14 protein-coding genes are annotated in these 13,373 nt (G+C 41.6%); 9 read left to right on the forward strand and 5 right to left on the reverse strand.

The annotated features are described in order from the left end of the window. Positions 1-40 precede the first annotated feature (40 nt). Complete coding sequence (locus C9J48_RS21715; RefSeq protein ID WP_006230196.1) at positions 41-1,210, reverse strand: isovaleryl-CoA dehydrogenase; 1,170 nt, start codon at positions 1,208-1,210, stop codon at positions 41-43. Between the two features lie 49 nt (positions 1,211-1,259). Beyond that, positions 1,260-1,637 carry a MerR family transcriptional regulator gene (locus C9J48_RS21720; RefSeq protein WP_006230195.1) on the reverse strand — a complete coding sequence of 126 codons (378 nt, stop codon included), beginning with the start codon at positions 1,635-1,637 and terminating at the stop codon, positions 1,260-1,262. 389 nt (positions 1,638-2,026) lie between these two features. Between C9J48_RS21720 and C9J48_RS21725 the strand changes: the two genes are divergently transcribed. The 7 genes from C9J48_RS21725 (at position 2,027) to C9J48_RS21755 (ending at position 10,020) form a co-directional block, all read left to right on the forward strand. Continuing rightward, entirely contained in the window at positions 2,027-3,274 is a 1,248-nt protein-coding gene (locus C9J48_RS21725; RefSeq protein ID WP_006230194.1) for a thiolase family protein, read from the forward strand. Positions 3,275-3,324: 50 nt separating this feature from the next. Further along, the gene (locus tag C9J48_RS21730) at positions 3,325-4,818 is read left to right on the forward strand and encodes a CoA-acylating methylmalonate-semialdehyde dehydrogenase (RefSeq protein ID WP_006230193.1); all 1,494 of its coding nucleotides are present in this window, start codon (positions 3,325-3,327) and stop codon (positions 4,816-4,818) included. Between the two features lie 206 nt (positions 4,819-5,024). Next, positions 5,025-6,215, forward strand: a complete 1,191-nt coding sequence (locus C9J48_RS21735) for an acyl-CoA dehydrogenase family protein (protein WP_006230192.1) — start codon at positions 5,025-5,027, stop codon at positions 6,213-6,215. 77 nt (positions 6,216-6,292) lie between these two features. Further along, on the forward strand, positions 6,293-7,081 hold the full coding sequence (locus C9J48_RS21740) for an enoyl-CoA hydratase (protein WP_006230191.1): 789 nt from the start codon (positions 6,293-6,295) through the stop codon (positions 7,079-7,081). A gap of 75 nt (positions 7,082-7,156) precedes the next feature. Next, complete coding sequence (locus C9J48_RS21745; protein WP_006230190.1) at positions 7,157-8,284, forward strand: enoyl-CoA hydratase/isomerase family protein; 1,128 nt, start codon at positions 7,157-7,159, stop codon at positions 8,282-8,284. Positions 8,285-8,334: 50 nt separating this feature from the next. Continuing rightward, on the forward strand, positions 8,335-9,237 hold the full coding sequence (mmsB, locus tag C9J48_RS21750; protein WP_006230189.1) for a 3-hydroxyisobutyrate dehydrogenase: 903 nt from the start codon (positions 8,335-8,337) through the stop codon (positions 9,235-9,237). 24 nt (positions 9,238-9,261) lie between these two features. After that, positions 9,262-10,020, forward strand: a complete 759-nt coding sequence (locus C9J48_RS21755; RefSeq protein ID WP_006230188.1) for an SDR family oxidoreductase — start codon at positions 9,262-9,264, stop codon at positions 10,018-10,020. 142 nt (positions 10,021-10,162) lie between these two features. On the opposite strand, the gene C9J48_RS21760 is transcribed toward C9J48_RS21755, so the two are convergent. After that, the gene (locus tag C9J48_RS21760) at positions 10,163-10,270 is read right to left on the reverse strand and encodes a hypothetical protein (RefSeq protein WP_006230187.1); all 108 of its coding nucleotides are present in this window, start codon (positions 10,268-10,270) and stop codon (positions 10,163-10,165) included. A 251-nt stretch (positions 10,271-10,521) separates the two neighbouring features. On the opposite strand from C9J48_RS21760, the gene C9J48_RS21765 reads away from it, so the two are divergent. Further along, positions 10,522-10,698, forward strand: coding sequence for a CCGSCS motif protein (locus C9J48_RS21765; protein WP_006230186.1), 177 nt, complete (start codon positions 10,522-10,524; stop codon positions 10,696-10,698). Between the two features lie 94 nt (positions 10,699-10,792). On the opposite strand, the gene C9J48_RS21770 is transcribed toward C9J48_RS21765, so the two are convergent. Then, positions 10,793-11,149 carry a YibL family ribosome-associated protein gene (locus C9J48_RS21770; RefSeq protein ID WP_006230184.1) on the reverse strand — a complete coding sequence of 119 codons (357 nt, stop codon included), beginning with the start codon at positions 11,147-11,149 and terminating at the stop codon, positions 10,793-10,795. A gap of 171 nt (positions 11,150-11,320) precedes the next feature. Next, positions 11,321-12,172 carry a LysR family transcriptional regulator gene (locus tag C9J48_RS21775; protein WP_006230183.1) on the reverse strand — a complete coding sequence of 284 codons (852 nt, stop codon included), beginning with the start codon at positions 12,170-12,172 and terminating at the stop codon, positions 11,321-11,323. Between the two features lie 130 nt (positions 12,173-12,302). Here C9J48_RS21775 and C9J48_RS21780 point away from each other — a divergent pair, with 130 nt between their 5' ends. After that, positions 12,303-13,052: a glutathione S-transferase family protein gene (locus C9J48_RS21780; RefSeq protein WP_107281243.1), complete on the forward strand. Its 750-nt coding sequence runs from the start codon at positions 12,303-12,305 to the stop codon at positions 13,050-13,052. Positions 13,053-13,373 lie beyond the last annotated feature (321 nt).

The following is a 13,373-nucleotide window of genomic DNA, read 5'->3' on the forward strand; positions in this document are numbered from 1 at the left end:
CCGATCTCCTTAAGAAAAAAGCCTTAGGTTGGCAGCGCCGTTAACGAGATTCTTCAAATAATTCTCGACCAATCAACATGCGCCTTATTTCAGAAGTACCCGCGCCAATTTCGTACAGTTTGGCATCTCGTAATAATCGACCTGCTGAAAATTCATTGATATAGCCATTACCACCAAGTAGTTGAATGGTGTCTAACGCTAATTGTGTTGCTAGCTCGGCGCTGTATAAAATGACTCCTGCGGCATCTTTTCGTGTGGTTTCACCCCTATCACAAGCGGCTGCGACGGTATAAACGTACGCACGCGCGGCATTCATGCGGGTATACATGTCGGCCACTTTGGCTTGAACCAGTTGGAACTCACCAATAGAACGACCAAATTGTTTGCGGTCGTGCACATAAGGTACAACAAGATCGAGACAGGCCTGCATAATACCTAACGGACCAGCAGCAAGTACGACACGCTCATAATCCAATCCACTCATTAGAATTTCGACGCCGTGGTTTACTTTCCCTAAAATATTTTCTTGTGGAACTCGGCAATTCTCGAATACTAATTCGCAGGTATTAGAACCGCGCATTCCTAACTTATCGAGCTTTTGAGCATGGCTAAACCCTTTAAAATCGCGCTCGATAATGAAAGCGGTAATACCATGAGATTTTGCGCTAGGATCTGTTTTGGCGTAAACAACGATGGTGTGTGCATCTGGACCATTGGTGATCCACATTTTAGTACCGTTCAGGACGTAATGGTCGCCTTCTAATTCCGCTTTTAATTGCATACTGATTACATCTGAACCTGCATTCGGTTCACTCATCGCAAGCGCACCAATGTGGCTGCCATCGATGAGTTTAGGGAGGTATTTATCACGTTGACGTTGAGTGCCATTTCGAAATATTTGGTTTACACACAGGTTAGAATGCGCGCCATAACTAAGTGCGACAGAGGCTGATGCTCGGCTTATTTCTTCCATCGCAATCACGTGCGCCAAATACCCCATATCTGCACCGCCATATTCATCACTAACTGTTACACCTAATAACCCCATCTCCCCGAAGAGTGACCAGAGATGATTGGGAAACTGATTATCTCTATCAATATCTGCAGCAATAGGGGCTATATGTTCCGCAGCAAAGCCATTGACTTGCTCGCGCAACATATTGATTGTTTCGCCAAGGTTGAAGTTAAGCGGGGTGTACGCAATTTTCATAACATCTCCTAAGTCGCTTTGTAAACTTCGGTTGTTATATAAGCTATTTTTAGCTTGGTTTTGAACGGTTAAGTGCTTGGTGACAACGTTCACGGGCAGCATTGAGTTCGCTCATTACGACAGTAATATCGTTGAGTTGGCGTTGTAATGTGACTTGCTTGTCATCAATGATAGTGAGCATTTGATTAAGCTGATTATCACTTTGATTGGTATCGTATAGCGCAAACAATTCTTTAATTTCAGCCAACGAAAACCCGAGCCGTTTTCCACGTAGAATCAATTTCAATCGCACTTTATCTCGACGTTGATAAACCCGAATATTACCTTGTCGGGTAGGGTAAATAAGCCCCATATCTTCATAAAAACGAATGCTTCTTGTCGTGATATCAAATTCTTTGGCGAGCTCGCTAATTTTAAATGTTTCCACCTGATTATGTCCTCCAACTGCTTGGCGACCAGGAAAGCTTTACCATGAAACAAAACGTTAAAGACAAAACATGATCTTAATGATAGGAAAAAAGTAAAGGCAATCGATATGGTTCGATTGGGATCGTTAAGATTTAAATTGTTGCCAGCTTGTTTCTTGACGTTTACGTAAATGTTAGTGCTATGCTTACGTAAACGTCAAGAAATCACAGTACGAAAAATAGTATGCCTTGTTTAATTAGCGAGAGTACTTATCAAGATGAGCGAGTTTATCGAGGTGAACAGGTCTTTTTTGGTATAACGAATGTGCTTTGGCTAAGAGATAAGTTAACTCTGAAGAGTAAATTCGAAAGGCTGTGATCAATTGCTGTCGTCAACGAGGACGGAGTAATGGAAAAAACCATTTGGATTGTATCTGCAAAACGTACACCGTTAGGTAACTTTCAAGGCAAGCTTAAAGCGTTTTCTGCCCCTCAATTAGGGCAGATTGCCATTAAAGCTGCACTCGATGCGGTATCTATTTCACCTGATTGTATCGATGAAGTCTTTATGGGCTGTGTATTGCCTGCTGGCTGTGGTCAAGCGCCTGCTCGCCAAGCAGCTTTAGGTGCAGCGCTGCCGTATTCTGTTGGCTGCACGACGATTAACAAAGTCTGTGGTTCAGGTATGAAATCAGTCATGTTAGCGCATGATTTGATTAAAGCTGGGTCAATAGATTGTGCTATTGCTGGCGGTATGGAAAGTATGACCAATGCGCCATATCTTCTTAAAGAGTCACGTAATGGTATGCGGATAGGTCATAAAACAACATATGATCATATGTTTTTAGATGGCTTACAAGATGCCTATGAAGGTGACTTAATGGGTGTTTATGCTCAGCATATTGCTGACCGATTAAATTACACCAGAGAGCAGATGGATGAATGGGCTTCTATGTCGGTTCAGCGTGCTTTAGATGCGCAAGCACAGCAGTTATTTACCGATGAAATAGTGCCAATTTCGTTATTAACTAAAGGGGCGGCAGCACTAGAAGACAGTACGAATATACATAACAGTAAGACATTAGATTACGATGAACACCCTCACGAAATAGATCTCAAAAAAATCCCCAAACTCACCCCTGTATTTGCGATGCATGGCACTGTGACAGCTGCAAATTCAAGTGCGATTTCGGATGGTGCGGCCGCATTAGTGGTGATAGATGCTGAAATTGCGCAGCAACAAGGATTAGAGCCTCTTGCCATTATCAGGGGGCATACAACACATGCTCGTAAGCCCGCTGAATTCACTCTTGCGCCTGTTTACGCTATTGAACAATTGCTATCTAAATTAGATTGGTCGATCGATGAAGTTGATTTATGGGAAATCAATGAAGCTTTCGCTGTGGTTACACAAATAGCGGTACGCCAATTAGGCTTGGATGTTGATAAGGTAAATATTAAAGGAGGCGCGTGTGCGCTTGGGCACCCCATTGGTGCCAGTGGTGCACGTATTTTGGTTACGCTTATTCATAGCCTGAGGCAGATTCAAGCATTAGATACCGAACGCGAGCTGAATAAAAATGTGATGCGTGGCGTTGCCTCCCTTTGCATTGGAGGGGGGGAAGCAACAGCAATTGGTATTGAAATACCACTATAAGTTTTTTTGCGATAACAACGTAGTGGAAATCAACTAAAAAGGACATAGCAATGATTAAGTCTGTTCCCTTATTTATTGATGGTGAGTTTCGTCAGTCAGTGACTAATGAGTGGGTCGATGTAACTAACCCCGCGACAAATGATGTTATTGCCGAATTGCCCTGCGCAACAGAGCTTGAGATGATTGAAGCCATAACCAGTGCGACTAACGCCTTTCAGTCGTGGAAAGCTGTAGCTGTGCCTGATCGTGCGAGGCTTATGCTTCGATATCAACATTTATTGAAAGAGCATCATGACGAACTGGCAACGCTACTATCGCAAGAAACAGGTAAAATTCTAGCCGATGCCAAAGGGGATGTGTGGCGTGGTATTGAAGTGGTTGAACAAGCTGCCAATATCGCAAGCAATATGATGGGGGAAATGGTTGAGAACGTTGCAACAGACATCGATACCTATTCGATTACTCAGCCGCTTGGTGTGTGCTGCGGTATTACCCCGTTTAATTTTCCTGCAATGATCCCCTTGTGGATGTTTCCTATCGCCATTGCGAGTGGCAATACCTTTGTTTTAAAACCTTCCGAACAAGTACCGCTAACCTCAATTCGTTTAGCTGAATTATTTGAGCAAGCGGGTGCGCCAAAAGGGGTTCTACAGATTGTTCATGGTCGCAAACAACAGGTTGATTTTCTGCTGTCTCATCCAGACATTCGCACTATTTCGTTTGTGGGTTCAGTACCTGTTGCACAATATATTTATCAGACTGGTACGCAACACTTTAAACGTGTTCAGGCTTTTGCGGGTGCTAAAAATCATATGGTGGTAATGCCTGATGCCAACAAGGCACAGGTGATCAGTAATTTGGTCGGCGCTTCTGTTGGGGCTGCGGGTCAGCGCTGCATGGCAATTTCAGTGGCGGTGTTTATTGATGGGGCAAAAGAGTGGATTCCAGATTTAAAAAACGAAATGGCAAAGATTCAACCAGGATGTTGGGACGACGCTAACGCAGGCTATGGACCTTTAATTAGCGCTCCAGCAAAAGTGCGCGTGCTGGGTTTAATTCAAGAAGGAAAAGATCAAGGAGCCGTGTGCGAGCTTGATGGTAGCCAGTGTACAGTCGACGGTTTCCCTAATGGTAACTGGGTAGGGCCGACACTATTTAGTGGTGTTAAAACGAACATGTCGATTTATCAGCAAGAAATATTTGGACCAGTATTGATGTGTATCGAAGTAGACACTTTGGAAGATGCCATAACACTGGTGAACAATAACCCATATGGCAACGGAACATCCATTTTTACCGCCAGTGGCGGTGCTGCTCGTAAATACCAGCACGAAATTCAAGTCGGCCAAGTGGGTATCAATGTACCGATTCCTGTGCCATTACCTTTTTTCTCGTTTACTGGTTGGAGAGGCAGTTTTTACGGTGATTTACATGCTTACGGTAAGCAAGCTGTTCGCTTTTATACGGAAACGAAAACGGTAACAGCGCGTTGGTTTGATGACGATATTCCATCAGGCCCTAACCTTACTATTCACTTGAAGTAGCTGTTTATAACAATCTAGACAAGTATCTGATCATTCTTGCTGGTTAAAATTACTTATAGCTGCGTTAGAAATTTTATAATTATAACCACTAGTTACTTCAATTTCTGCCTTGTTACTATCAATTTTTTCCTGCGCAATTATCTGACCATTTACTTATCCAGAATGGTATTACTTGAGGCTGTAATGCCGTGAAATCGGAGTGATGTATGGATTTTGAATTAAATGAAGATCAACGTGCTTTCGCAGAAACTGCTCGACAGTTTGCATTAGAACGTCTCAGCCCAATGGCGGCCGAGTGGGATGAAAAGCATATCTTCCCTAAAGATGTTTTAAAAGAAGCGGGAGAACTGGGCTTCCTTAGTCTTTATACCCCAGAAGAACAGGGTGGTTTAGCGTTAAGTCGCCTAGATTCTTCGATTATTTTTGAACAACTCGCGATGGGATGTACATCGACTACAGCCTTCATGACTATTCATAATATGGTGACATGGATGATTGCGAGTTTCGCGACTGATGAAGCCAAGGCTGAATATTGCCCGCAATTAATCACTGGAGACTGGTTAGGCTCTTATTGTTTAACCGAACCCAATGCGGGTTCAGACGCCGCAGCCCTTACAACGTCAGCGAAAAAGGTAAAAGGCCAATACATTCTTAATGGTGCTAAAACGTTTATCTCAGGCGCGGGTGAAACCGACGTATTAGTCGTGATGGCGCGAACGGTTAATGAGGATCAAGGTAGCAATAAAAAGGCAGAGCATAAAAGTGGTGCAAAAGGTATTTCTGCGTTTATTGTACCTGTCGATGCTACTGGTATTACCTATGGACGAAAAGAGCCCAAAATGGGGTGGAACAGCCAGCCAACCCGCTCAATTACGTTTGATAATGTTGCGATCCCTGCTCGTAATTTACTGGGGCAAGAAGGGGAGGGCTTTACCTTTGCGATGAAAGGGCTTGATGGCGGCCGGATCAACATTGCTACTTGTTCTGTTGGCACAGCGCAACAAGCCTTGAATCAAGCAACCCAGTATATGAATGAGCGCAAACAGTTCGGGAAAAGCTTGGCGCAGTTTCAGGGGCTACAATTCAAATTAGCCGATATGGCAACCGAGCTTGTTGCGGCTCGTCAATTGGTTCGTTATGCCGCGAGTAAACTTGATCGACAAGATCCTGAAGCGACAGCTTACTGTGCAATGGCTAAGCGTTTTGCTACAGATATAGGTTTTACTGTGTGTGACCAAGCGTTACAGCTTTATGGTGGCTATGGTTATATCAAAGAATACCCGCTTGAACGTTATTTCAGAGATGTACGAGTACATCAGATATTGGAAGGTACAAACGAAATAATGCGCTTGATTATTGCCCGCAGGTTGTTAGCTGAAGGAACCGAAATTTTGTAGTTGGTCAATATAATCAGAAGCATGTAACCCAAAATTTAACCAACAAAAATATTAATAGCGACAAAGGATATTTGGTAATGTCATTACTTGAAGAAAATGCAGTTGAATCCATTATTCATAATCATGTTGCTGTTATAACGATGAATAACCCACCAGCGAATACATGGACAGAAACCAGCCTCAATCAGCTTAAACAGCTAGTGTGTTCGCTTAACCAAAATAAAGATGTGTATGCCTTAGTGATCACTGGACAAGGCGAAAAGTTCTTTTCTGCTGGTGCGGATCTTAAATTGTTTGCCGATGGTGATAAAACCGTCGCATTTGATATGGCACGTTGTTTTGGTGAAGCCTTTGAAGCCTTATCTTCATTTCGAGGCGTATCTATTGCTGCAATTAATGGCTATGCAATGGGAGGAGGGTTAGAAGTTGCCTTAGCATGTGATATTAGAATTGCAGAGCAGCAAGTAATAATGGCATTACCTGAAGCAAAAGTAGGGTTATTACCGTGTGCGGGAGGCACACAAAATCTGACTTTGCTTGTCGGAGAAGGTTGGGCAAAACGCATTATTTTATGTGGTGAACGAGTCACTGCCGATCATGCACTTACAATCCGCCTTGTTGAAGAGGTCGTGCCACAGGGTAAAGCATTAGAGTCCGCTATTGTGTTGGCTGAATCAGTTGCTAATCAATCCCCATCTTCTGTCACTGCGTGTAAAACCTTAATTCAACAGACTCGATCTGCGCCGTTGCAACACGGTTTGATGAAAGAGCGAGAATTGTTCGTGAACTTATTTGATACCGAAGATCAAGCTGAAGGTGTAAAGGCATTCCTAGAGAAGCGAAAGCCTAATTGGAAGAATCAATAATAATTGATAAGACCAGTAATACCTGCCTGATGAGGTAATGATTTACATGAAAAACTGATTAATCTAGGAGACGGTATGACAGGCAGAGTCAGTTTTGAAGAATTAGAGTGTGACGATAGCGATCATAAGATTGGTGTCGCGATATTAGAGAACACAGCGTCGTTAAATGCGCTGACATTCGATATGTTGGTGCAATTAAAAGACAAGCTGATGACATGGCAAGATGATGAACATATTGTGAGTGTTTTTCTCGATGGTGCGGGTGAAAAAGCCTTCTGTGCTGGTGGCGATGTTCGCTCGATGTATCATGCAATGAAAAGTGAAACGGTCAGTACATCTCAAGCATTTTTAACCGACTATTTCGCTATAGAGTATCAATGTGATTATCTTATCCATACCTACAAAAAACCGATTATTGCTTGGGGAGACGGTATTGTTATGGGAGGCGGCATTGGTTTATATATTGGCGCCAGCCATAAAGTTGTGACTCCTAAGTCACGACTAGCAATGCCTGAAATCAGTATTGGTTTGTACCCAGATGTAGGGGGAACGTGGTTCCTTAATCAGCTAGAGCCCGGTATCGGTTTATTCTTAGGCTTAACCGGTGCCCCCATTAATGCCAGTGATGCTATTGCCCTCAATATTGCCGATAACTTTCTACTTTCTGAACATAAGTCGACAGTATTAGAGCATTTACAAGGCAACTCTTGGCGAGGCATCGATGATAATCATGCCATGGTCAGTGAATTGCTCGATAGCTTGTCCCAGCCAACTATTCATCATCAACCCGCTAGCCAACTTGTGCCTTACTTTTCGCATATCCAAGCAGCATGTAGTGGTAGTGATTTGAATACTATTTGTCAAAATATTTTAGCCATGGATGGTATGGGGCAGTGGATAGAAACAGCCAAGCATACTCTTGAAGTTGGCAGTCCTATAACGGCACACATATGCTTTAGGCAAGTGACGCAATGTCAGTCATTGTCATTAGCTGAATGTTTCAAGCTTGAGCTTAGCTTATCTGTGAGGTGTGGGGCGCTGGGTGAATTCCAAGAAGGGGTACGTGCTCGATTAATTGATAAAAGTGGTGAGCCAAATTGGTTATTTAAGACAGTAAACGAGGTTGATACCACCATTATCGATACGTTATTCACGTCATTATGGTCAGAAGAAACACATCCGTTAGCGCAATTAGATCTATAACTTAAATTAATTTAGATAACCTCAAATAACCTCAAAAGAGGAGGCGTTTCATGAGCACAATTGCATTTATTGGACTGGGTAACATGGGTAGTCCTATGGCGAAAAACTTGCTAGCAGCAGGTTTTAACGTACAAGTATTTGATTTAAATGAATTGGCAGCGAAAAAGTTAGAGCCTTTAGGGGCGATTGTGTCAGCTTCTTTAGAAGATGTGGTCAAAGGGGCAACTACGGTCATTACTATGTTGCCTGCTGGCTCACATGTTCGTGCTGTGTATCTTGGTGATCATCATGGTGGTATAGGGTTGCTTAATCTTGTTTGTAGAAATACGTTTTTAATTGACTCTTCAACCATTGATCCCGATTCAGCTCGCTTAGTGGCGAATGAAGCCGCAAATAAAGGGTTACAGTTTGTTGATGCACCAGTATCGGGTGGGGTTGCAGGTGCTAAAGCCGCTTCATTAACCTTTATTGTTGGTGGTACAGAGGCTGCTTTCGGTAAAGCCCATGCGATTTTACAGCACGTTGGCAAAAATATTTTCCATGCAGGTCATGCGGGTGATGGCCAGATGGCAAAAATCTGTAATAACCTTATGCTCGGTATTTTAATGTCAGGCACCTGTGAAGCACTTAACCTTGGGATTGATAATGGTCTCGACCCCAAAGTGCTTTCTAACATCATGTTACAAAGCTCTGGACGAAATTGGGCATTAGAATTATATAACCCATGCCCTGGCGTAATGGAAAACGCTCCGGCCAGTAATAACTATCAACCTGGATTTATGAGTAAGTTGATGCTGAAAGATCTTGGCTTAGGGATGGATGCCGCTATTCAAAGTCAATCTTCCATTCCAATGGGGACATTAGCAAGAAATCTATACGCATTTCATAATGCGAACGGTAATGAAACACTCGATTTTTCAAGTTTATTTGAGTTTTATCAGCGTCAATCATAGTGCTAGCGAAAATAAGGATGCAGCATGGACCTAAGAGAGAGTGTGATCGCAATAACAGGTGCAGGGCAAGGGTTAGGGCAAATGATGGCCGTTACTTTGGCACAATCAGGTGCTGAACTCGCACTGCTTGATGTGAATGAAGAAGCACTGCGTAAAACTCAAGACCAATGTCATATGCTAAGTACTAAGGCTATGATATATAAAGTAGATGTAACGAATGAGGCCGAAGTAGAGTTGGCATTTAATGACATTATTGAAGACTTCGGTCAGCTCGATGGATTGATTAACAATGCCGGTATATTACGCGATGGGTTGTTGGTAAAAGCTAAAGATGGCGAGATCAGTAAGATGTCATTAGAGCAATTTAATACCGTGATGGATGTTAATGTAACAGGGTCTTTTTTATGCGGAAGAGAGGCTGCAGTGAAGATGATCCAGACTCAACGTAAAGGTGTCATTATTAATATTTCTAGTGTTGCACGTGCAGGAAATATAGGACAGACCAATTATGCTGCATCAAAAGCTGCAGTTGCGACGATGGCAACATGTTGGGCTAAAGAGCTTGCTCGTTATGGTATACGAGCAGCTGCTATTGCTCCTGGTGTAGTTAACACTGCAATGGCTGAACAATTAAAACCTGAAGCTGTCGAGCGTTTGAAAAAAATGGTGCCAGTAGGAAGAATAGGGGAAACCAGTGAGATCGCACATGCTGCAAAGTACATTTTTGAAAGTGATTATTTTACAGGCCGTGTACTAGAAGTAGATGGTGGTATGCGAATGTAGCGCTAATATGTCAAGTATTGGTCATGCTGAATATTAAAAGGGACGGAATCTTATCAACTCTTTCTAGTCAAAAGTATTCCAGTTCCTTTTAAGTCATTCGTTCTAGATGCATGAGTTACTAATGGCTTATGATTGACATATATCAGTTACCATAAACCATGACAAATAATGCTAAACCACCACCGATTACAAACATTAGCATCCCTAGTGTAGCTGCAATTTTATTTAATATTGGGATAAATTTATCCACAGTAACTCTCCGTCATGTCATGACCATCTACTTATCAAGATCGATATAAGAGGCAGAAGATGCCATATTTTAAGGGAAATTTCGAGTAAATTAATTACAGAAAGTGTTAATGGGTTATGCCCCCGTCAATTGAAGTATTGACTAAGACGGCTACAAATAATAACATGCATTTAAATTGCACCTTATTGATCGCAGCTAAAAAGAGTTAGCTAAAGATAAGTTATTACGTCATTTATATCGAGGAAGTTATTATGGGTTTATCATTTAAGAAAATTTTCAAAAAAGACGATAGTAAAGCAGAGCAGGAAAAAGTAGGTATAGAAGCATCTTCACAAGCAACAGCTTCAAATACAGAGGTTACACAGGAAGAAACAAAGAAAAAAGGAAAGCATGGTGAGCCGGGCTTTTGTTGCGGATCATGTTCATAGGTAAAGAAGACAAAACGATTGTGCTGTATACCCGTCGAAACAGAGCGATACAGCACAAAAATCTATTATTTACGCAAAGCGTGATAACAATAGATTAGAAAGCTTTTGGTGCAAAACCAGTTACTTCTTTAAGACCCATCTCACGACCCAGTGCTGTCATTGGGTGAACAACAACTAAACCACGAACAGACTTTTTCAGTTTACCCATGTCAGCTTGCTCTGCTTTTGTTAAAGCACGTTTGAAAGCCATTGACTTAACATCAGTGCCTTGTTGATTAACATCACGTGCTTGTTTTGTCTTTAAGCTAGCAATTTGATTGTTTAACTTAGTTAGCTCCAACTTAGCTTTAGCCGCAATTGCTTTATCACCGCGGTCTACTGCACCAGCTAGTTTACGTTTAGTTTTATCTAGCTTGTTGCTTACTTGTTGAAGTTCTTGCTTTAAATTCATGCTGTTACCTTAAAATCTACACTCACAACATCTGCCTATAGTGACATTCTAAGTCAGCATAACAGTGTTGGCCTGCACCTATTATAACAGCAACTTCCACTGTCAGTAACAAACCTTTGGTTTCAGTATGAAAATAGCGTGAATAAATCTTAAAAAACTAAAAAATTACGACTACTTATTAGCATTATTTTGAAATGATTCCGATATTTTCTTTATAGCACCATCGGATAAGGCTGGATGCGATGTTACTGCTGGAACCAATACAATGTGAATTGCAGGTAAGGGGGGAAGCCACGTTTCATCCAATTCATACAGATCTTCTGAAAGACTCGATCGTGCCATTGCCCCAATAGCCAAGCCGTGACGAACCATGCCTCTTTGCGCGCTGGCACTTGAGCTACAACTGACAAGATCGTAAGGAATCTGGTTTTTCATTAAACCCGTTAAAGCAGCAGAATGAAATTTACAATCGGGCTGAAAGAGTGCAACGGGTAATGGACGATGTTCTAATAATACATGTTGCTTAGAACCTATCCATACACCCTCATCCGTTTTTAATAAATAGCCTTCTTCAAGATTGGGAGAGCGAGTCAAGATGGCAAGATGTAACTCTCCTTTATCTAAGCCTTGTCGTAGTAAAAAACTAGAAGCACAGGTGACTTGAATATTAATCTTACTTAAGCTTTCTCGAATAATACCAATAACCACAGGCAATATAGATTCTGCATAATCATCGGGGCAACCAAGATGTAGGGCTGGGTAAGCTGTCTCTGTTCGTATCGCATTTATCGTTTCATCGTGTAAGCCTACAATACGCTTGGCATAACTGGCTAGTTGTTGCCCTTCATGACTGAGCACTAAGTGACGACCTTCCTTGGTAAATAGGTTTTTATCGAGTTCTTCTTCGAGCTTTTTCATTTGCATGCTAATCGCTGATTGTGTGCGATGAATTTGTTTGGCTGCACGTGTAAAACTGCCAGTGTCGACAAAAGCGAGAAAACTTCGCAATGAATCTATGTCCATATATGCTCCTTTTATCAGATAGCATCATCTATTCAATATTCTGATATGAGTTATCAAAACTATGCGCTAGTCATTAGAAAATCAACACGTTAAATTAAATCTACTAAATCTTAATGGTAAAGAGACGTGTATGAAATTGATCATTGGCAATAAAAATTATTCAAGTTGGTCTTTACGTGGTTGGTTAATGTTAGCCAAAAATGGGCTGGAATTTGAGGTTGTGCAATTACCCTTATTTACTAAACGTTTTTATGAGGAATTATCAGTAATATCACCAGCTCTTAAAGTGCCAGTGCTTATCGATCAAATACAGGATGGTCTAATTAAGCATGGCCAAATAAAAAGTGGCAGTGTGAAAAGCGTTCAAAAACAGAGTGCAACTAGAGCCAAAGGGCAAGACACAGTAATTTGGGATTCACTCGCCATTTGTGAATATATTAATGAGCAATATTTAAGTGGTTCAGCATGGCCCCAAACAATACAGGAACGAGCAAAAGCCAGATCGATTGCTGCTGAAATGCATTCTGGTTTCAGCGCACTTCGTAACGAGATGCCAATGAATTGTCGTGCAAAGCGAACATTAGCACTCTCGGAATCCGCGTTGAAAGATGTTGCGCGCATTGATCAAATTTGGTCCGAACAAATGTCTTATAATATAAATAAAGCTGATGATGGCTGGTTATTTGGCAAATGGAGTATTGCCGATTGCATGTTTGCACCTGTAGTTTTTCGTTTTGTGACGTATGGTGTGAAAGTTTCACCATTAGCAGAACAATATATGCAGCGCGCATTAGCATCGACTGAAATGCAACAATGGTTAGCCGATGCTTTGACTGAAACGGACATCGTTGAGGAAGACGAAGCGGGAATCGCATTATAATAACATCTTAATATCACCCTTAGTATATGTCGTATGAGGGTGAGTTTTATTGCTATAAAATTGCATATAGTTTCAATTTAAACCATACCTCTCACTTAAACAGTGTGTTTCATATAACTGTTTCACAACATTTACAACATAAAACCAATATTCAAAATGTCATTAAGTATTAGAGATGTATTTTTGGGTGCTTGTATTGTCGACGTTTTGATTAATTCATTATCGAGCGGTGATTGTATTTGTGATCTTGTTCACGATGTTGTTTGTTTTGTGGTGTTGCTTAGGACTTTATATGTTGTATATAGGTTAACGCAAAATAGT

Origin of the sequence: Photobacterium profundum, from assembly GCF_003026285.1 — a bacterium.
In the GTDB taxonomy this organism is placed as follows: domain Bacteria; phylum Pseudomonadota; class Gammaproteobacteria; order Enterobacterales; family Vibrionaceae; genus Photobacterium; species Photobacterium profundum.

Bases quoted from the DNA above. Each gene is read 5' to 3' on its own strand.
- C9J48_RS21775 (WP_006230183.1), bottom strand. From the start codon at position 12,172: ATGGACATAGATTCATTGCGAAGTTTTCTCGCTTTTGTCGACACTGGC.
- C9J48_RS21730 (WP_006230193.1), top strand. From the start codon at position 3,325: ATGATTAAGTCTGTTCCCTTATTTATTGATGGTGAGTTTCGTCAGTCA.
- C9J48_RS21725 (WP_006230194.1), top strand. From the start codon at position 2,027: ATGGAAAAAACCATTTGGATTGTATCTGCAAAACGTACACCGTTAGGT.
- C9J48_RS21765 (WP_006230186.1), top strand. From the start codon at position 10,522: ATGGGTTTATCATTTAAGAAAATTTTCAAAAAAGACGATAGTAAAGCA.
- C9J48_RS21715 (WP_006230196.1), bottom strand. From the start codon at position 1,210: ATGAAAATTGCGTACACCCCGCTTAACTTCAACCTTGGCGAAACAATC.
- C9J48_RS21770 (WP_006230184.1), bottom strand. From the start codon at position 11,149: ATGAATTTAAAGCAAGAACTTCAACAAGTAAGCAACAAGCTAGATAAA.
- C9J48_RS21755 (WP_006230188.1), top strand. From the start codon at position 9,262: ATGGACCTAAGAGAGAGTGTGATCGCAATAACAGGTGCAGGGCAAGGG.
- C9J48_RS21745 (WP_006230190.1), top strand. From the start codon at position 7,157: ATGACAGGCAGAGTCAGTTTTGAAGAATTAGAGTGTGACGATAGCGAT.
- C9J48_RS21780 (WP_107281243.1), top strand. From the start codon at position 12,303: ATGAAATTGATCATTGGCAATAAAAATTATTCAAGTTGGTCTTTACGT.
- C9J48_RS21740 (WP_006230191.1), top strand. From the start codon at position 6,293: ATGTCATTACTTGAAGAAAATGCAGTTGAATCCATTATTCATAATCAT.
- C9J48_RS21735 (WP_006230192.1), top strand. From the start codon at position 5,025: ATGGATTTTGAATTAAATGAAGATCAACGTGCTTTCGCAGAAACTGCT.
- mmsB (WP_006230189.1), top strand. From the start codon at position 8,335: ATGAGCACAATTGCATTTATTGGACTGGGTAACATGGGTAGTCCTATG.